Consider the following 19,307-nt stretch of genomic DNA (forward strand, 5'->3'; position numbering starts at 1 on the left):
TTCTTAATATAAGCATAATTAAATTGTGGTTTTATTGGATCTGTTGAATGCCTAAGAAGAAATAAGAGGATGAAAAAGTGGATAATTCAGAAGAACAAAAGCATATACAGCAAAATAACGGTTTTGCGCGAATTGAGCCATACACTCATCCTGCTGGCGGGTGGGGCGCACTCCTCAGCGTTGCTCGAAACTTAAAGCGACAAGATATTTTAGGTAAAGGTTCAATTACCTTACTCAACATTAACCAACCTACAGGTTTTGACTGTCCCGGCTGTGCATGGCCAGAAAAGAAAGATGCTCATGCCTTTAACTTCTGTGAAAATGGTGCAAAAGCAGTTGCTTTTGAAGCAACCAGTAAAACAGTGACTCCTGAATATTTCGCAGGGCATACGGTCAGTTGGTTATCAGAGCAAAGTGACTTTTTCCTCGAAGACTTAGGTCGCTTAACAGACCCAGTTCGCTACGATGCTGCAACCGATAAATATTTGCCTATTTCATGGGACGATGCGTTTAAACTCATTGCTGAACATTTACATGCGCTAGACAACCCAGACCAAGCGGCATTTTATACCTCTGGCCGTGCCAGTAACGAAGCAGCATTTTTATATCAATTATTTGTGCGAAGCTTTGGTACAAATAACTTTCCAGACTGCTCGAACATGTGCCATGAAACCACAAGTGTTGGTTTGCTTGACTCGATTGGTTTAGGAAAAGGCACAGTCACCCTAGAAGATTTTGACTTAGCCGATGCTATTTTTAGTTTTGGGCACAACCCCGGCACCAACCATCCACGTATGTTAGGTACTTTACGTGAAGTATCTAAACGCGGCGGCAACATTATTGCGATTAACCCAATTAAAGAGCGAGGTCTTGAGCGTTTCCAAGACCCACAAGCACCTCTTGAAATGATGACTAACGGTAGTACGCCAATTAGTCGTTATTATTTCCAACCTAAAATTGGGGGCGACTATGCACTAATGTTAGGGATGTTAAAGCACTTAAATGAGTGGGATAAAAAAGCACTTGCCTCAGGTAAACCAAGCGTTTTTGACCGAAACTTTATTGCGGTTAATACCGTTGGTTTTGATGAAATGATTGCTGAGGTTGAAAGAACTGAATGGGCAGATATTTATAAACACTCAGGGTTATCGCCTGAACATTTAGAAAAACTCGCCAAACTCTTTTTAGAATCAGAGCGTTCAATTTTCTGTTGGGGTATGGGGATTACCCAGCATCGCCACGGCACAGCTAACGTACATATGCTGGCAAATTTATTGTTGGCGCGTGGACAAATTGGCAGACCGGGTGCAGGGCTATGTCCAGTTCGTGGACACAGTAACGTGCAAGGCGACCGAACCATGGGTATTAATGAACTGCCTAGCCCTAAATTACTCGATAACATTGACCGCGTATTTGGAATTAAATCACCGAGAAAAAATGGGCATGGTGTTGTTGAGACCATTAAAGCCATGGCTGAAGGCGAGGTCAAAGTCTTTATTGGTTTGGGTGGGAACTTTGCAGTTGCAACGCCAGATACGCCGCATACCCAAGAAGCACTTAGAAAGTGTAATTTAACCGTTCATGTCGCAACCAAGTTAAACCGTAGCCATTTGGTGTGTGGTAAAAATGCACTTATTTTGCCATGTTTAGGGCGTACCGAAATTGATGAGCAGCTTCATGGCCCACAGGCAATTTCAGTCGAAGATTCGATGAGTAATATTCATTTGTCAGCAGGGCGTAACGCTCCAATTTCTGACAATATTTTGTCTGAACCAGATATCGTCGCCCGAATGGCTGAAGCAGTGCTTCCAGACAGCCAAATTAAGTGGAAATGGTATATCGAAAGCTATGACCGTATTCGTGACTCAATTGCCGATGTATTTGATGAGTTCCATGACTTTAATTTACGTGTCTATAAGCCGGGTGGCTTCCACCTTGAACATCCAGCCAATCAGCACATCTGGAATACAAAAAGTGGTAAAGCGCAGTTTATGATTACACCGCTGAGTGAAGTCTATGCCGATAAAGAAAATCAGTACGCTGCCGCATATACCGACAGTAAAGTTTATACCTTAATGACCACGCGTTCTCATGACCAATACAACACGACACTTTATGGTCTAGATGACCGTTACCGCGGAGTGTTTGGTCAGCGCCGTGTGTTGTTTATGAACCAAGCTGATATTGATGAAGCTGGTTTCGAAGCAAACCAATGGGTCGATATTGAAAGTGTTTTCTCGGACGGTGTGAAACGTATCGTGCATAGTTTCCGTATTGTGCCGTACAACATTCCGCGAGGCAGTTTAGCCGCTTACTATCCAGAAACTAATCCTTTGGTGGCATTAAGTAGTCATGATAAATATGCCAAGATTCCTGCTTCAAAAAGCGTTCCTGTGATTTTGCATCCCGGAAATGCGCCAGAGCATTTTAACTTGGCAACCGCAGTAGCCCCTGAAGATGCCGATAAGAAAGTAAGCAACCTTTAATCAAAGGCAATATTAAAAAATGTCATCTAAACAAATGGCGCTCTAAACAAGCGCCATTTTGAAATAAAGGAAATAATTTTGACACCACATTCTTATGGGGTTGAAACATTACCAGTACAGCGGTTTAACAAAACCGACTCTGAAAATGTTTTAGATCATATTGTGCAAGAGTACCCAATTGCCTTGGTGTATAACGGCATTTCGCATGCGGTGATGATGGCGACACCGACCGATGTTGATTTATTTGCCAAAGGTTTTAGTCTCTCAGAAGGCATTTTAACTAGCTTAAAAGAGCTATATGCGCTTGATGTACATCAAAATGAATTGGGTATTACGGTGGAAATGACCATTTCATCGAGAGCATTTGCTGCCTTAAAAGAACACCGCCGCATGATGGTAGGCCGTACAGGCTGTGGTTTATGTGGAATTGAAAGCTTAGAGCAGTTTCAGTTAGATGTTCCAAAAATTACAACACATGCATCAAAAATATGGCTTGAGCAAATTCCGAGTGCCATTTCCCACTTAAAAGCCCAGCAAGAAATTACCGCTTTAACGGGTGGCGCACATGCCGCAGCATGGGTGGTTGATGGTCACATCGTCGCTTTATTTGAAGATGTCGGCCGCCATAATGCTTTAGATAAATTACTCGGTTATTTAGCGCAAGAAAACTACGACACCAGTTTAGGTTTTGTGGTGATGACCAGTCGGGCAAGTTATGAACTGATACGAAAATGTGCTCAGCTGAATATAAGTCTACTGGCATCAATTTCAGCACCTACCAGCATGGCTATTCAATTAGCCAAACAATCTGGCCTGACTTTGGCGAGTTTTTGTAGGGGAGATAGATTTGTTTTATATACAGAAATTTAAAATATATTGTTCAAGGTGATGGACCTAAAATAAAGCTCATCTGACATTTCTTTGGCTTTTAAGCTAAGGATAGGTTTTATGGATTATTATAAAACTCTAAAGGTTCAGAGTCTGTCCAAATGTCTTGGTTACAATCAATAAAAGAATGGGCAAAAGGTCTAAAGAAGCAAATTATTATGCTTTGGTTTGCCTCAAGGCATCCTCAAATGCCGTGGTTACCCAAAATTATTGCTGTGGTGGCTGTGGCTTACGCGTTTAGCCCCATCGACTTAATTCCAGATTTTATTCCTATTTTGGGCTTTATTGATGATGCCATCATTTTACCAATACTGATTTGGTTAGCAGTTCGTTTTACACCTCAACAAGTCATTTTCGATGCTGAACAACAATCTGAAGAATGGCTGGATGAACATGAAAAACGACCAAAAAACTATTTGGTTGCCGTACTCATTATTTTAATTTGGCTCACACTCGCTGTCATGGCTTACTTTTATTTTGGTGGTGGGTTGTAACTAAACTGAGTCTTGAGACCCTATACTAATTTATACCCTTAACATTGTGCTTTGCTACAACTCAAAGGATAATAACGTTTTTATAAGCTATGGGTTGCAGACAATGAAAATCGTCGCAGATGAAAATTTGGCATTTACCGATTACTTTTTTTCTGAGTTTGGCGATATTCAACACAAAGCAGGGCGCACTTTAACCCATGCAGATGTAAAAGATGCTGAAGCTTTATTGGTTCGTTCGGTTACTGCGGTTAACGCAAGTTTAATTGAAAACACAGCATTAAAATATGTGGGCAGTGCCACAATTGGGACCGATCATTTAGATATTGCAGCGTTAGAAAAACAAGGAATTACATGGGCAAATGCGGCTGGTTGTAATGCGCAAGCGGTGGCTGAATATGTCATTACTGCTTTACTTCATTTAGATGCAAACCTTTTAGAACAACAAGAAAAATTTACCCTAGGTATTGTTGGCCTTGGCAATGTCGGTAAGCGCTTGGCCTATATGGCTCAGTTACTTGGTTGGAATGTAATTGGCTTTGACCCATATGTACAGTTAGATTCAATTGAAAATGTAAGCTTAGAAACTCTGTTGCAACAAGCCAATGCCATTTCAATTCATGTGCCGCTGACCAAAAACGGTGAACATCCGACATATCATTTGTTTGATGAAAAAGCTTTTGCAGCACTTCAACCTGACACGATTTTAATTAATAGTGCACGTGGTCCAGTCGTGAAAGAAGCCGCTTTAATGGAAGACATTCAACGTACACAGCGTAAAGTGGTGCTTGATGTATTTGAGCATGAACCAGTCATATCAGAAGAACTTATAGACATGTTGGCTTTAGCAACACCGCATATTGCTGGTTATAGCCTTGAAGGAAAAGCTCGTGGTACACAAATGATTTATGAAGCTTTTTGTCAAAAGTTTGGATATGACATGAATAAGCGTTTTGAAACTCAGTTACCTGCATGCGAAGACGATTTTTCAGGACATGATTTAAAAGCAGTGTTAAAGCAAAAGTTAGCTCAGATTTATGATATTGCTCAAGATGATGCCAACATTCGTGCCTGCATTAAAGATGGCAAAGTAGAGCAAAAAGCATTTGATTTATTACGTAAGAATTATCCGCTGCGCCGTGAATGGGCAGCACATGGGGGACCACAGGCATGAGTTTAAGTTATCAACCTACTTGTTCAATTGATGCCTTAAAAGCACGTGCCAAGCTCTATACCCAAATTCGTCAGTTTTTTGCTGAACGTGATGTCATGGAAGTCGAAACACCAATCGTTTCACAGGCAGGTGTCACCGATGTACATTTAGCTTCAGTTCAGGCTTTGCGTCATATTAACGGCAAATTGCAAACTCAATATTTACAGACTTCACCAGAGTTTGCCATGAAACGTTTATTGGCGAGCGGTAGTGGGCCGATTTATCAGATTTGTAAGGTGTTCCGAGATGATGAACACGGGCGTAAACACAACAGTGAATTTACCATGCTTGAATGGTATCGCCCCGGTCTAGACTTAAAAGCGTTAATGCATGAAACAGCCGATTTATTGCAAACCTGTTTGCAGCATCGTTTTGGCGAAGTTCGTCCATTTATTTTAAGTTATAAGCATGCCTTTCAAGATCGTCTTGATATCAACCCTTTGCAGGCAACTTTGAAACAACTCAAAGATACGGCAAATCGTGTGGGATTAAATCTCGACTTGGGCGATGATCGCCTAGCTTATATGGATTTGTTATTTTCTCATTTTGTTGAACCAAGTTTGGGTTTTGATGCTCCAGTTTTTTTAACAGACTTTCCACCAGAAATGGCCTCTTTGGCAAAAGTGAAAGTCGATGAAGACGGGGAAGAGGTTGCGGCGCGTTTTGAGGTTTATATTGAAGGCTTAGAGTTGGCAAATGCATACGATGAATTACTCGATGCAGATGTGTTGCGTTCACGCTTTGAAGCAGATAATGCAGAGCGTGCTAAGCAAGGGCTTCATGTTATGCCTTTAGATGAGCATCTGTTAGCAGCATTGCCTCATATGCCGGAATGTTCAGGTATCGCTTTAGGTATAGACCGTTTACTCATGGTTGCAACAGATCAGGTCAAAATTGAAAAAGTAGTGACCTTTCCTGCAGAAATTGCTTAAACGCTGATAAATAAAAAAGCCACAATATTGTGGCTTTTTTATTTAGGATTTATTTAGCTTAAGCTTGTTGAATACCTGCAACAACCCAGTCTTGTTGAGAGCCAGCAGGCTTAACAAAATGCCAGATTTCGGTAAACGGTTGTGGCAAGCTGTTTAGGTCTTCACTTACTGTACCAGTGAAACGTACGCTTACTACGTATTGACCATTTTCAGTTGCACTGTCTACAACCATCGCATTCAAGTTACTAAATTCAGCAACGTCTTGATCTTGGTTTTCCATGATGTCGTTATACATAGAGCTATAAAGTTCTGGTGTTAAGTAACGGCGAATTTCTTCAATATTACTTGCAGTATTCATCGATTGGATGTGATTAAAACGTTGACGTGCAATACGTAAGAACGCAGCTGGTTCACTACCATCTGGAAGTTGATTGCCATTGCTCGTGGTTACACCACCAAAAGGCGCTTGCGTTGCTGCACTGCCACCCACAGATTGACCAAAGATATTTGTATTATCGCTAGTATTACGTGGAGCTGCTTGTGGTGCAGCAGAACGGCCAAATGGGTTTTGACCGTTACTATTTGGTGCGTAAGGGTTGTTACCTGCTAATTTTTTTTTTGATCCCAATTTACGGAATACAAAGAAAGCAATAGCTGCGGCAAGCAATACCCAAATCCAACCTGGGATTCCACCTTTTTTCTCTTCTTGAGCTTGAGCCTGAGTAGCTTGCTGTTCAGTTGATGTCGGTTTGTCATCAGCTAAAGCATTTGCTGCAACAGCACCTACGGCAGCACCAGCCACACCAGCTGCAACCATTGAACCAACGCCTGGACCAGATTTCTGAGGCGCTGTAGTGGTTTGTTGAACTGGAGTCACTTGACGAGGTTGTTGATAAGACTGGCTTGAAGTAGTCGAACGTGCCATACCGTGGCTTTTACCACCACCTGCACGTTTAGCTTCAGCAAGAGGAGAAATTGCTAAAGCAGCCATTAAAATACCGGTAATCAAGCCACGCTGGTGTACTTCCATAGGAAATTCCTGTTTAAAGTTAATTTGTAATAGTATTTATGCAGGCTTTTACTCTAAATTTCAACTATAAAAGTATGTTTTTTTATGTCAATTCATCACTGAGTTGCATAGCTTCTGTCAATGCTTCATGCAAGCGCGCAACAGCAATAACTTGTACGCCCGGAATTGCCTTTTGTGGAGCGTTTCCTCTTGGTAAAATGACATATTTAAAGCCATGTTTTGCTGCTTCTTTTAAGCGTTCCTGACCGTTAGGAACAGGGCGAATTTCACCAGAAAGACCAACTTCACCAAAAACTGCAAGCTGTTGGGGCAAGGCTTTGGTACGTAAACTTGAAGCACATGCAAGTAAAACAGCCAAATCAGAACCTGTTTCGGTAATTTTTAAGCCACCTACAATGTTGACGTATACATCTTGTCCAGTGGTTTGCACGCCGCCATGACGATGCATTACAGCAAGCAGCATATTTAAACGGTTTTGTTCAAGACCAAGTGCAACACGTCGTGGTTGTCCTTGAGCATCATCAACTAAAGCTTGCACTTCAACCAAAAGAGGGCGAGTTCCTTCACGGCTAATCATGACAATTGAGCCGGGAATCGCTTCATCATAACGACTTAGGAAAATAGCAGAAGGATTGGCCACTTCACGTAAGCCTTTATCAGTCATGCCAAATACGCCAAGCTCATTCACTGCACCAAAACGGTTTTTAACAGCACGAATCATGCGATAGCGAGAGTCTGATTGACCTTCAAAGTAAAGTACGCAGTCCACCATATGCTCTAAAACACGCGGACCTGCCAGTGCACCTTCTTTGGTCACATGGCCAACAATGAATAGTGCTGTGCCACTATTTTTTGCATAACGGGTTAATAAAGCAGCAGATTCACGAATTTGTGAAACACCACCCGGAGCAGATTGGAGGGTTTCTGTATAAAGTGTTTGAATCGAATCTAGAATAGCGACTACAGGTTTTTCTTGTTCTAAAACTTCACAAATGCGTTCTACACAGGTTTCAGCCATGACTTTTAATTGGTCGGTTGGTAGGTCAAGACGTTGCGCACGAAGCGCCACCTGAGATAAAGATTCCTCACCCGTAATATAAAGTGCAGAGCTTTTTGCGCTTGCCATGTGCGTTGCGGTTTGCAAAAGAATGGTTGATTTACCAATACCGGGGTCACCACCAATCAGCACCACAGAACCTGTCACCAAACCGCCGCCAAGCACTCGGTCAAATTCGCTAATGCCTGTAGGTAAGCGGGTTTCATGAGAAACGGAAACTTTATTTAGTGTTGTAATATTAGCAACTTGGCCCGCATAGCCCCCAATTTTAGGACGTGCACGGTGAGCAGTGGTTGGCTCAAGTTTAACTTCAGTCAGAGAATTCCATTCACCACACTCTGAGCATTGACCAGCCCATTTAAGATGATCGGCACCACATTGCTCGCAACGGTAAACAGTTTTGACTTTACTCATAAAAAATTGAAATTTTGCTCGATATTATATAAATATAGTTCTTAGGAAGTTCTTCGTTCTTGTTTCCTAAAATTTTCATAAAAGATAATGAGGAAATTTGAAGGGATCTTCTAAGGAACTAATAAGGGAAAGACATCAAAAATAACACGATATTGGATTTTTACAAGTCAGATAAAGTTTGTTTTCAATGGATATAAAAAATCTAATCTATTCCCCAAGGAAGGTGTTTTTACTGGAGCATGTATCTAGCTGTTTATTATAGATATGGCATGGATATTGCTGAAGTGAAAACGAACAAAATAATATGAGTATTGTATTTTTAGAAATACAAAAGGTTGATATCTATGAGTGCAGCAGAAATTGTTGATTGGGTAAATAGTATTATATGGAGTAAGGCGCTTATCTATTTATGTTTAGGCGTTGGTTTATTCTTTTCTATTTTGACAAGATTTGTTCAGGTCCGCCAAATTAAGGAAATGGCTAGACTTTTAATAAAAGGTACTTCTTCAGAGCAGGGCGTTTCATCTTTTCAGGCATTATCAGTATCTTTAGCAGGTCGTATTGGTGTAGGTAACATTGCGGGTGTTGCAGCAGCAATTGGCTTTGGTGGACCCGGTGCAGTTTTTTGGATGTGGATGGTTGCATTCTTTGGTGCCGGTACAGCTTATGTAGAATCGACACTCGGTCAGCTTTATAAAGTTGAGTATCAAGGACAATATCGCGGTGGCCCAGCATTTTATTTTGATAGAGGACTAGGTCAGCGTTGGTTAGGAATTGTATTTGCTATTGCAGCAATTGTCGCTTGTGGTTTGTTTTTACCGGGTATTCAAGCAAATGCAGTAGGTAAGGCATTTACCCAGATTACGGGTGAAGGCGCAATTGTTTTTGGTGATGTTGGTGTCTATAAACTCGTTGCTTTGGTTGTCGTGATTGGTTTACTGGCTATCCTCATCTTCGGTGGGATTAAACGAATTGCTCAGTTTGCTGAACTGGTTGTACCTTTCATGGCAATTGGTTATTTCCTCATGGCTGTTATTATTGTTGTGGTTAACATCTCAGATCTTCCAAAAGTATTAAGCCTGATTTTTACAGATGCATTTACTCCAATGGCGGGTCTTGGTGCTGCAATCGGTTGGGGGGTAAAACGTGGTGTTTATGCCAATGAGGCAGGCCAAGGAACAGGACCACACGCAGCAGCGGCAGCAGAAGTTCAACATCCAGCTCAACAAGGTTTGGTCCAATCTTTTTCAATTCACTTTGATAGTATAATTGTTTGTTCTGCTACTGCATTTATGATTTTAATGACAAGCCAATATAATGTTCAGGGGGCTTTAGAAGCAGGTCAATTCATTGTTCAAAATGTTCCTGCCTCGACTGAAATTGGTTCTCCTGCATTTACACAAATGGCGGTGAGCACTATTTTTGGTAATTTTGGTCAGATCTTTGTTGCTTTAGCCGTATTCTTCTTTGCTTTCACCACTATCGTAGCTTATTACTATATTGCAGAAACAAACCTTGCTTATTTGAGCTACATTACAAAATCACCGTCATTATTGTTCATTGTAAAATGTTCAATCATTCTCGCTGTAGGTTATGGTTTACTGAGTGCCACAGGCTATATCTGGGGTATTGGTGATATTGGTGTTGGCTTAATGGCATGGATTAATATTATTGGTATTGTTGTAACGTACTTTATTTATAAACCAACGATTAAGGCGTTAAAAGATTACGAAGAACAACAAAAAGCGGGAGTAAAAGAGTACACATTTGACCCTATTAAATTAGGAATTAAAAATGCGACATTCTGGGAAGAGCGCTTGAAGAAAAACCAAGAATTGAATGCGCAAGTTAAGAAAACAGGAAGCTAGAGTTTAACAATCAAATAGCTAAAAAGGTGGTCATATTGGCCACCTTTTTTCATATGAGATTGATCATTAAATGAGAAACTGGATGTTCCAAAAAAGTGCATTGTATTGCTAGGGGCTTGTGCGTATTATCGGATTTAATTGTATGTAGCTTGGAATCATCAGCAATACAGACAAATTGGTTAGCTGAAAAGTTGTCAAAAAATATACATTTAAAAGATACCTGCAAATGGTGCGATATCGTCTTTTTGATTTGAATTTAGCTAACGGACTAAAAAAATTACTGGAGTGTATTTATCAAATGTCGAATCAAAATCTGAGCGAGCCTCATGAACAAGGTGAGCTCCATCGAAGCCTCTCCAATCGGCATTTACAGCTGATCGCGATTGGTGGTGCAATTGGTACTGGATTATTTATGGGATCAGGCAAAACAATTAGCCTTGCTGGTCCATCAATCTTATTCATTTATTTGATTATTGGTGTGATGGTGTTTTTTGTCATGCGTGCGCTTGGCGAATTACTTCTTTCAAACCTTGCCTATAAATCATTTATTGACTTCACAACAGATTTAATCGGTCCATGGGCGGGTTACTTTGTAGGGTGGACATACTGGTTATGTTGGATCACGATTGGTATCGCTGACCTTTCTGCAATTATCTACTACTTACAATTCTTCAATAATGGTCTACCTTTCTCGCCTGTCGAAGGGGCAATGATCAGTGTTGCCGCGATTGTATTTATTATGGGTTTAAACCTGTTAACAGTTCGCTTGTTTGGTGAATTAGAGTTCTGGTTTGCGCTCATTAAGATTCTTGCGATTATTATTTTAATCGCTGTGGGTCTATGGATGATCTTTACAGGCTTTACCTCAAGTACAGGTGAAGTTGCTTCATTTACTCATCTTTGGGCTAACGGTGGTTTCTTCCCAACAGGTGTACATGGTTTCTTGGCAGGCTTCCAGATTGCAATCTTTGCTTTTGTTGGTGTGGAACTTGTGGGAACAACGGCTGCGGAAACGAAAGATCCAGCACGTAACTTACCAAAAGCAATTAACTCAATTCCAATCCGTATCATTATTTTCTACGTATTGGCATTGTTGATCGTAATGTCTGTAACGCCTTGGAATAAAATTGATCCAGCGATTAGTCCATTTGTAAACTTGTTCAGTCAAGCAGGTGTGGCAGCAGCAGCGATTTTGATGAACTTGGTGGTATTGTCATCAGTGATGTCATCAATGAACAGTGGTGTCTTCTCAACAAGCCGTATGTTATTTGGTTTATCTCGTGAAGATCAGGGACCAAAAGCTTTTGGTAAATTGAACAGACGTGCGGTACCGGCAAATGCATTGTATTTCTCTGCTGCGTGTTTATTGTTAGGTGCGGCATTACAGTATTTTGTACCAAATACAGTTGAGGCATTTACACTTGCAACAACGCTTTCAACGATTCTGTTCATTTGCGTGTGGTTACTCATTATCTGGAGTTATATCCGTTACTACACTACGCGTCCTGAGCTACATGCAAAATCAACATTTAAATTGCCAGGTGGCTTATTTACATGTTGGATCACGATTATTTTCTTTATTGGCATGATTTATGTGTTGTCTTTAGAACCAGATACGTTCAAAGCGCTGAAAGTCAGCCCAATTTGGTTTGTTATCTTGATCATTGGTTATTTCTTCTTCTATAAACCACGTCATAAAAAGTAATTAAATTTATTTGCTTATGATCAAACGCCGGCTGAAAAGCTGGCGTTTTTTATGCATATTGTTTTTCTCTTTAAGTTTACTCTTTAGCCGCCTGCATGATCACGGTATACTGCATCGAATTGTTTAAATCAGGTGCTCAGATGCGTCGTGTCATTTGCCTCATCAGTTTATTGAGCAGCAGTATTTTGCTTAGCGCTTGTGGTCAGTCAGGAGCATTACAGCTACCTTCTGATCCGAATTATGACAAACGTGCGAAATACTTGCTCTATCGTAATAAAGAACAGAAACAAGTTGTTCAACAGGATGAGCAGGCTGAACAGCCAGTTGAATCATCAGCCCCAACCCAAACAACTTCACCTTAAGCTTTGAAATAAGGACACATTCATGAGTTTCACTCGCATTAATGGAGTATTGCATGCAGAGCAATGTTCTATGGAGCAGCTTGCGCAGCAATTTGGCACCCCTTTGTATGTTTATTCAAAAGCAGCTTTTGAAAAACATTACTTAGATATGGACCGTGCTTTTGATTTTATTGATCATCAAATCTGTTTTGCGGTGAAATCTAACTCAAATATAGCTGTTCTTAATGTGTTGGCAAAACTTGGTGCTGGTTTTGATATCGTATCAGGTGGTGAACTTGCACGCGTTTTAAAAGCGGGGGGAGATGCATCTAAAGTTGTTTTTTCTGGTTTAGGTAAAACCGAAGCTGATATTGAAACATCGTTAAATGTAGGCATTGCTTGCTTTAACGTAGAGTCTTATGCAGAACTAGACCGTCTTCAGAAAGTTGCAGCTCGTCTAGGCAAAAAAGCGCCGATTTCTTTACGTGTAAATCCAGACGTAGATGCAAAAACTCATCCTTATATTTCAACAGGTTTAAAAGAAAATAAATTTGGTATTCCAAGTGATACCGTTTATGAAACCTATCAATATGCTGCATCTTTACCAAACCTTGAAATTATTGGAATTGACTGCCACATCGGTTCGCAATTGACCGAGACTAAACCGTTTGTTGATGCTTTAGATCGTGTCATGTTGATGATCGAAGAACTAAAAAAACTTGGTATTACTCTTAAACATATTGATATCGGTGGTGGTTTGGGTGTTTGTTATAAAGATGAAACGCCGCCAAGTGTTGAAGAATATGCCAACTCAATGAAACCTGCTTTAGAAAAATTAGGTCTCAAGGTTTATATGGAACCGGGTCGTAGCATTAGTGCAAATGCAGGTGTGCTTTTAACAAAAGTTGATTTGCTCAAGCCAACGAGCCACCGTAACTTTGCCATTATTGATGCTGCAATGAATGATTTAATTCGCCCTGCTTTATATGAAGCATGGATGGATATCCAGCCTGTGGTGCCAAGTTCAGATATTGAAGAAAAAACTTGGGATCTTGTTGGTGCAATCTGTGAAACGGGTGACTTCATTGGTAAAGATCGTTCATTGGCTTTAAAAGAAAATGACTTGTTAGCTGTTCTTGGCGCCGGTGCTTATGGTTTTGTAATGAGTTCAAATTACAACACACGTGGCCGTGCCGCAGAAGTAATGGTGTCAGGTGATAAAGCCCATTTGATTCGTGAGCGTGAAACGGTTGAGTCCCTTTGGGAAAATGAACGCTTGTTGCCTGAGGAGTAAATGAAATGTTGTTAGAATTTACTAAAATGCATGGCCTAGGCAACGACTTTATGGTGGTTGATCTGATCAGCCAACGTGCTTATTTAGATACAGAAACAATTCAACGCTTAGCCGATCGTCATTTTGGCATCGGTTTTGATCAACTTTTAATTGTTGAACCACCAGATTTACCGGAAGCAGATTTTAAATATCGTATTTTTAATGCAGATGGTTCTGAAGTTGAACAATGTGGTAACGGAGTACGCTGTTTTGCTCGTTTTGTACATGAGCGCCATTTAACGACCAAAACAAGTATTACTGTCCAAACCAAAGCAGGTATCGTAAAACCTGAATTGGGACAAAATGGTTGGGTTCGCGTCAATATGGGCTACCCAAAGTTCTTGCCGAATGAAATTCCATTCGTTGCAGAACAAGCAGAAGCTTTATATACACTTGAGTTAGCTAACGACCAGAACATTAAGATTGATGTGGTCAATATGGGCAATCCTCACGCTGTCACTATTGTTCCAGATGTATTAACTGCAGATGTTGCCGGCATTGGTCCACAAGTTGAGTCACATAAACGGTTCCCTGAACGTGTAAATGCTGGCTTTATGCAAGTAATTGATGAAAAACATGTGCGCTTACGTGTATTTGAACGTGGTGTTGGTGAAACATTAGCTTGTGGTACAGGGGCATGTGCTGCTGCGGTAAGTGGTATGCGCCGTGGCTTACTTGCGAACTCAGTTGAAGTTGAGCTTGCTGGTGGTAAGTTACAAATTGAATGGCAAGAAGGCGATGTGGTCTGGATGACTGGTCCAACAACTCATGTTTATGATGGGCGTTTGGATTTACGTTATTTCCAAGGCTAATCGCATTACCAAAATAGAAGTCTCTTTTATTATCTAAAATGATAAAAGAGACTTTCTTTTATATGTAGAATAATTTTTTAATTTTATAACTTTATAAAAATATGAATAATTTAATTTTCTTACCCGGTGCATCAGGCAGTACTGCATTTTGGTATCCTTTAATTGAAAAATTACCTCAGCAATACCGTACAAAAATTATTGGTTACCCCGGTTTTGGCGATACACCAGAATCCCTTGAAGTGAAGAGTTTTGAAGACCTAACAAATTATGTGGTCGATCAAATTAATGAAGAATCTGTAATTATTGCTCAATCAATGGGTGGGATTTTTGCCGTTGCCGCAGCGCTAAAAAAAACTCATTTGGTGAAAGGGTTGGTTTTAATTGCTACTTCTGGTGGAATCAACCTTAAACGATTTAATGTTCAAGACTGGCGTGAAGCATACCGCCAAGCCTTTTTTAAATATCCTGATTGGTTTATTACTACCAATGTTAACTACGAAGAGTTTTTATCAGATATAAACATTGAAACTTTATTAATCTGGGGCGATAACGATCCAGTGAGCCCCGTTGAAGTGGGAACATACTTAAATCAGATATTTAAAAATTCAAGGCTGCATATTGTTAAAGGTGGAGATCATCAGTTGGCAGAAAAACATGCTGATGAAGTGGCCGCACAAATTAAAGATTATTTAAAAAAGATGAGGTAAGTCTTTTAAAAAGCGTGCTATGTGTTAGCACGCTTTTTAAAATTTACTTTTTACTCAAAGCTAATTTCAAAGCAAACAACACAAAAATACTGCCAGTAATTCGGTCCATATATTTCACAAATTTAGGTTGCTTAAGATAACGTGACAGTGGTTGCATAGCCAAAATTAATAAAGTTGACCATAACATTCCAATCACCACATGAATCATTACCAGTCCCATCACCCAAGTAACTGCCGATGCTTGTGGTGGAATAAACTGTGGAAGAAATGAAATATAAAAAATACCAACTTTGGGATTAAGTAAATTACCCAAAAAGCCTTTAATAAACCAATTTTGTGAAGGAGAGGTATTTGAACTATTCTCTTGAATATCTGCAAGTTGGCTACGTGGTTTTAAAATCATATTTAAACCTAACCATGCTAGATAAGCTGCTCCCATCCATTTTAGAATATTAAAAGCGAGATCAGATGCCATGAGCAAAGCACCTAGACCACAGGCAACCATAATTCCCCATACAATACAGCCAAGGCTAATGCCGACCGCTGCTTGAAACGCTTTCGATTTACCTTCAAGTGTTGCTGTACGAATAATTAAAGTCGTATCCAGACCCGGGGTCAGTGTAAGTAAGGTAATCGCAATTAAATAAGGAATGAGTATGGTGGTCATGGCGGCATGGTCCAATGAATACTTGGTTTAAATTGTAATATATAAATTAGATCAGCATTAGGTTGCGCGGTATCAAATTTTCATGATCACATAGTTTTTGGTACACTCAAAAAAATGAGCAAATAAATGGAGAGCAATTTGGATTTTGCATTACAACTGCTCTCAATGTGGTTAAAAGAAAGAAAAATACAGAATCAATCTGAGCACACGATTACTGCTTATGAACGAGATGTTAAAAGCTTTCTTGAGTTCTGCGAGCACAAACAACTAGATTTGAGAAATATTGAAGCTTCAGATTTAAGAGAGTACTTAGCGCAGCGTGTCGAACAGGACCAGTTAAGTTCAAGTAGCATGCAACGCCATCTCACTTCAATTCGCCAATTTATGAAATGGGCTGAACAAGGAAAATATCTAGAAATTAACCCTACTGATGATTTTAAGCTTAAACGTCAGCCTAGGCCTTTGCCGGGTATGATCGACATAGAAACGGTTAATCAAATTTTAGATCAACCTATGCCGGAAAAACCAGTTGATCAGCAATTGTGGCTAAGAGATAAAGCCATGCTCGAGTTACTTTACTCAAGTGGTTTACGTTTAGCTGAATTACAAGGTTTAACAGTTAAAGATGTAGATTTTAATCGCCAACTTGTTCGTATTACAGGTAAAGGAAATAAAACCCGTATAGTACCATTTGGGAAAAAAGCAAAAGAAAGTCTATTGAACTGGTTGAAAGTTTACAAAATTTGGAAGGGACATTTCGATCAAAACGATTCTGTCTTTATTTCCTTGCGAGGCGGAGCGCTCACTCCAAGGCAAATTGAAAAACGAGTGAAACTTCAGGCACAAAGAGCAGGTGTAAATGTAGATTTACATCCGCATTTATTACGTCATTGTTTTGCTAGCCATATGCTATCAAGTAGTGGTGATTTGCGATCAGTACAAGAAATGTTAGGTCACAGTAATTTGTCTACGACACAAATTTATACGCATATTGATTTTGATCATTTAGCACAAGTATATGATCAAGCTCATCCAAGGGCTCATAAAAACTAAAATTTAAAAATAGACTCAATAAATAGATAATTAAATTGAGAAGTTTTAGGTGAATGTAGAGATCATTTGTATTTTTTTACAAATTTGTTTAAGAGAAATAGTCAAAACAGCCAAATTGACCATTTTGATCTTTGGGTATTTTATCGACTACTGGGTCTAAAAAACCTCGGATTTAAGGTTTTTAAAAGTAATGTTATGTTTCTAGCTAATATGCTAAATAAGATAAAAAGATAATAAAAATCAATGTATAAAATACAGTTTAAAAAGAATAAAATAGGCCTTCATAGCAGTCTAAAATTTTTTTATGAACTGATGATTTCATTTTTTTTGTGCTGTTCCAGAAAATTGTGACTTGACCGAAATGCCAAACACATTGCAAGATAGGGTACCTAAAAAATTTTAATTGAAGAGTTAATATACTTTTCTCAACATTTACTTTTGCTAGAACAGCCGAGGATTACATGAAGGCTCTTGTTGCTGTAAAACGCGTGGTTGATGCCAACGTTAAAGTTCGTGTTAAGCCGGACAATAGTGGGGTTGACCTTACCAACGTAAAAATGTCAATTAACCCATTTTGTGAAATCGCAGTGGAAGAAGCGGTTCGCTTAAAAGAAAAAGGAACAGTATCAGAAATCGTTGTTGTTTCTGTTGGTCCTAAAGAAGCTCAAGAACAAATCCGTTCTGCAATGGCTCTAGGCGCAGACCGTGGTATTTTGGTTGAAACTACTGATGAAATTGGCGCTTTAGAAGTTGCTAAAATTTTAAAAGGTGTTGTTGAAGCTGAAAAACCAGAACTTATCCTTCTTGGTAAACAAGCAATTGATGATGACTCTAACCAAGTAGGTCAAATGCTTGGTGCATTATTAGGTGCTGGTCAAGGTACATTCGCTTCTGAAGTGAAAGTTGATGGCGGTAAAGTACAAGTGACTCGTGAAGTTGACGGTGGTTTACAAACTGTTGAACTTACACTTCCTGCAATCATCACGACTGACTTGCGTTTGAACGAGCCACGTTATGCAGCATTGCCTAACATCATGAAAGCTCGTAAGAAGCCACTTGATACTAAATCTCCTGCGGATTATGGCGTTACAGCTGGTACTAAGCTTAAAACTGTTAAAGTTGAAGCTCCAGCAGAACGTAAAGCTGGCGTACAAGTGAAATCTGTAGATGAGCTTGTTGAAAAATTGAAAAATGAAGCGAAAGTGATCTAATACGGAAGGATAAAATCATGAGTATTTTAGTTATCGCTGACCACAACAACCAAGTACTTAACGGTGCTACTTTAAACGTTGTTGCTGCAGCACAAAAAATCGGTGGTGATATTACTGTATTAGTTGCTGGTTCTGGTGCTCAAGCAGTTGCTGATGCTGCTGCTAAAGTTGCTGGTGTAAGCAAAGTTTTACTTGCTGACAACGCTGCTTATGCAAACCAATTAGCTGAAAACGTAGCTGGCTTAGTTGCTGACTTGGCTAAAGGTTACAAATACGTTTTAGCTGCTTCTACAACGACTGGTAAGAACATTCTTCCACGTGTTGCTGCTCTTCTTGATGTAAGCATGATCACAGATATTATTTCTGTTGAATCTGCGAACACATTCAAGCGTCCTATCTACGCTGGTAACGCGATTGCAACTGTTCAATCTGACGAAGCAATCATTGTGGGTACTGTTCGTGGTACAGCATTTGATCCAGTTGCTGCGGAAGGCGGTTCAGCTGCTATTGAAACAGTTGGCGAAGTAAAAGATGCGGGTATTTCACACTTCGTATCTGAAGAAATCGTTAAGCTTGATCGTCCAGAATTAACTGCGGCTCGCATCGTGGTTTCTGGTGGTCGTGGTGTAGGTTCTGGTGAGAACTACCATAAAGTACTTGATCCATTAGCTGACAAGCTCGGTGCAGCACAAGGTGCTTCACGTGCAGCAGTTGATGCGGGCTTTGTACCTAACGATTTCCAAGTTGGTCAAACTGGTAAAATCGTTGCACCTGAGCTTTACGTTGCTGTAGGTATTTCTGGTGCGATCCAGCATTTAGCTGGTATGAAAGATTCTAAAGTTATTGTTGCAATCAACAAAGACGAAGAAGCGCCAATCAACAGTGTTGCTGACTACTGGTTAGTTGGTGATTTGAACACTGTAGTACCAGAATTGGTATCTAAACTTTAATCTTTACTGATTAAAGCTGAAAAACCCTTAGTTTTTACTAGGGGTTTTTTATTATGGATAGTGTCCTGAAATGTATAACTGAGACTTTTATCTCATTTGAGGTTTGATTTTTATAGAATAAAAATCACATAGTTTTATTAAGAATAGAA

The 19,307-nt window shown here is 39.8% G+C and carries 17 protein-coding genes; 14 read left to right on the top strand and 3 right to left on the bottom strand.

Annotated elements, in window-relative coordinates:
* Positions 1-77: 77 nt before the first annotated feature.
* From MKL33_RS00130 to epmA, 5 genes are all read left to right on the top strand, one after another.
* Positions 78-2,486 carry an FdhF/YdeP family oxidoreductase gene (locus tag MKL33_RS00130; RefSeq protein ID WP_270906257.1) on the top strand — a complete coding sequence of 803 codons (2,409 nt, stop codon included), beginning with the start codon at positions 78-80 and terminating at the stop codon, positions 2,484-2,486.
* A 78-nt stretch (positions 2,487-2,564) separates the two neighbouring features.
* A complete protein-coding gene (gene fdhD, locus MKL33_RS00135; RefSeq protein WP_270906258.1) occupies positions 2,565-3,356 on the top strand; it encodes a formate dehydrogenase accessory sulfurtransferase FdhD in 792 nt (263 codons plus the stop codon).
* 119 nt (positions 3,357-3,475) lie between these two features.
* Entirely contained in the window at positions 3,476-3,868 is a 393-nt protein-coding gene (locus tag MKL33_RS00140; protein ID WP_270906259.1) for a YkvA family protein, read from the top strand.
* Between the two features lie 103 nt (positions 3,869-3,971).
* Positions 3,972-5,039, top strand: a complete 1,068-nt coding sequence (locus MKL33_RS00145; RefSeq protein WP_270906260.1) for a 4-phosphoerythronate dehydrogenase — start codon at positions 3,972-3,974, stop codon at positions 5,037-5,039.
* Positions 5,036-6,010 carry an EF-P lysine aminoacylase EpmA gene (gene epmA, locus MKL33_RS00150; protein ID WP_032057630.1) on the top strand — a complete coding sequence of 325 codons (975 nt, stop codon included), beginning with the start codon at positions 5,036-5,038 and terminating at the stop codon, positions 6,008-6,010. The genes MKL33_RS00145 and epmA overlap by 4 nt, the downstream gene beginning before the upstream one ends.
* Positions 6,011-6,068: 58 nt before the next feature.
* Here the strand turns inward: epmA and MKL33_RS00155 are convergent, their stop codons facing one another.
* On the bottom strand, positions 6,069-7,040 hold the full coding sequence (locus tag MKL33_RS00155) for a Tim44 domain-containing protein (protein ID WP_270906261.1): 972 nt from the start codon (positions 7,038-7,040) through the stop codon (positions 6,069-6,071).
* Positions 7,041-7,122: 82 nt separating this feature from the next.
* Positions 7,123-8,511 carry a DNA repair protein RadA gene (gene radA / locus MKL33_RS00160; RefSeq protein WP_005073053.1) on the bottom strand — a complete coding sequence of 463 codons (1,389 nt, stop codon included), beginning with the start codon at positions 8,509-8,511 and terminating at the stop codon, positions 7,123-7,125.
* 344 nt (positions 8,512-8,855) lie between these two features.
* Between radA and MKL33_RS00165 the strand changes: the two genes are divergently transcribed.
* The 6 genes from MKL33_RS00165 (at position 8,856) to MKL33_RS00190 (ending at position 15,277) form a co-directional block, all read left to right on the top strand.
* On the top strand, positions 8,856-10,379 hold the full coding sequence (locus MKL33_RS00165; RefSeq protein WP_014207419.1) for an alanine/glycine:cation symporter family protein: 1,524 nt from the start codon (positions 8,856-8,858) through the stop codon (positions 10,377-10,379).
* Between the two features lie 298 nt (positions 10,380-10,677).
* A complete protein-coding gene (locus MKL33_RS00170) occupies positions 10,678-12,084 on the top strand; it encodes an amino acid permease (protein ID WP_014207418.1) in 1,407 nt (468 codons plus the stop codon).
* A gap of 140 nt (positions 12,085-12,224) precedes the next feature.
* Complete coding sequence (gene lptM, locus MKL33_RS00175) at positions 12,225-12,446, top strand: LPS translocon maturation chaperone LptM (protein WP_002118887.1); 222 nt, start codon at positions 12,225-12,227, stop codon at positions 12,444-12,446.
* A gap of 22 nt (positions 12,447-12,468) precedes the next feature.
* On the top strand, positions 12,469-13,719 hold the full coding sequence (gene lysA / locus MKL33_RS00180) for a diaminopimelate decarboxylase (protein WP_078221284.1): 1,251 nt from the start codon (positions 12,469-12,471) through the stop codon (positions 13,717-13,719).
* A 5-nt stretch (positions 13,720-13,724) separates the two neighbouring features.
* A complete protein-coding gene (gene dapF / locus MKL33_RS00185; RefSeq protein ID WP_130120336.1) occupies positions 13,725-14,570 on the top strand; it encodes a diaminopimelate epimerase in 846 nt (281 codons plus the stop codon).
* Between the two features lie 101 nt (positions 14,571-14,671).
* A complete protein-coding gene (locus MKL33_RS00190; protein WP_161282546.1) occupies positions 14,672-15,277 on the top strand; it encodes an alpha/beta fold hydrolase in 606 nt (201 codons plus the stop codon).
* A 43-nt stretch (positions 15,278-15,320) separates the two neighbouring features.
* On the opposite strand, the gene MKL33_RS00195 is transcribed toward MKL33_RS00190, so the two are convergent.
* A complete protein-coding gene (locus tag MKL33_RS00195; protein ID WP_060464875.1) occupies positions 15,321-15,944 on the bottom strand; it encodes a LysE family translocator in 624 nt (207 codons plus the stop codon).
* A 165-nt stretch (positions 15,945-16,109) separates the two neighbouring features.
* Between MKL33_RS00195 and xerA the strand changes: the two genes are divergently transcribed.
* The 3 genes from xerA (at position 16,110) to MKL33_RS00210 (ending at position 19,158) form a co-directional block, all read left to right on the top strand.
* Positions 16,110-16,997 (top strand): site-specific tyrosine recombinase/integron integrase, encoded by an 888-nt coding sequence (xerA, locus tag MKL33_RS00200; protein ID WP_014207413.1) that lies wholly within the window; start codon positions 16,110-16,112, stop codon positions 16,995-16,997.
* Positions 16,998-17,458: 461 nt separating this feature from the next.
* Entirely contained in the window at positions 17,459-18,208 is a 750-nt protein-coding gene (locus MKL33_RS00205) for an electron transfer flavoprotein subunit beta/FixA family protein (RefSeq protein WP_002118903.1), read from the top strand.
* Positions 18,209-18,225: 17 nt separating this feature from the next.
* Positions 18,226-19,158, top strand: coding sequence for an electron transfer flavoprotein subunit alpha/FixB family protein (locus tag MKL33_RS00210; protein ID WP_161282545.1), 933 nt, complete (start codon positions 18,226-18,228; stop codon positions 19,156-19,158).
* Positions 19,159-19,307: the final 149 nt, after the last annotated feature.

This window comes from Acinetobacter sp. AOR43_HL, from assembly GCF_027854635.1.
GTDB classification, from domain to species: domain Bacteria; phylum Pseudomonadota; class Gammaproteobacteria; order Pseudomonadales; family Moraxellaceae; genus Acinetobacter; species Acinetobacter pittii.

Coding starts and splice junctions, on each gene's coding strand:
- MKL33_RS00140 (WP_270906259.1), top strand. CDS start 3,476: ATGTCTTGGTTACAATCAATAAAAGAATGGGCAAAAGGTCTAAAGAAG.
- MKL33_RS00145 (WP_270906260.1), top strand. CDS start 3,972: ATGAAAATCGTCGCAGATGAAAATTTGGCATTTACCGATTACTTTTTT.
- epmA (WP_032057630.1), top strand. CDS start 5,036: ATGAGTTTAAGTTATCAACCTACTTGTTCAATTGATGCCTTAAAAGCA.
- MKL33_RS00155 (WP_270906261.1), bottom strand. CDS start 7,040: ATGGAAGTACACCAGCGTGGCTTGATTACCGGTATTTTAATGGCTGCT.
- radA (WP_005073053.1), bottom strand. CDS start 8,511: ATGAGTAAAGTCAAAACTGTTTACCGTTGCGAGCAATGTGGTGCCGAT.
- MKL33_RS00165 (WP_014207419.1), top strand. CDS start 8,856: ATGAGTGCAGCAGAAATTGTTGATTGGGTAAATAGTATTATATGGAGT.
- MKL33_RS00170 (WP_014207418.1), top strand. CDS start 10,678: ATGTCGAATCAAAATCTGAGCGAGCCTCATGAACAAGGTGAGCTCCAT.
- lptM (WP_002118887.1), top strand. CDS start 12,225: ATGCGTCGTGTCATTTGCCTCATCAGTTTATTGAGCAGCAGTATTTTG.
- lysA (WP_078221284.1), top strand. CDS start 12,469: ATGAGTTTCACTCGCATTAATGGAGTATTGCATGCAGAGCAATGTTCT.
- dapF (WP_130120336.1), top strand. CDS start 13,725: ATGTTGTTAGAATTTACTAAAATGCATGGCCTAGGCAACGACTTTATG.
- MKL33_RS00190 (WP_161282546.1), top strand. CDS start 14,672: ATGAATAATTTAATTTTCTTACCCGGTGCATCAGGCAGTACTGCATTT.
- MKL33_RS00195 (WP_060464875.1), bottom strand. CDS start 15,944: ATGACCACCATACTCATTCCTTATTTAATTGCGATTACCTTACTTACA.
- xerA (WP_014207413.1), top strand. CDS start 16,110: ATGTGGTTAAAAGAAAGAAAAATACAGAATCAATCTGAGCACACGATT.
- MKL33_RS00205 (WP_002118903.1), top strand. CDS start 17,459: ATGAAGGCTCTTGTTGCTGTAAAACGCGTGGTTGATGCCAACGTTAAA.
- MKL33_RS00210 (WP_161282545.1), top strand. CDS start 18,226: ATGAGTATTTTAGTTATCGCTGACCACAACAACCAAGTACTTAACGGT.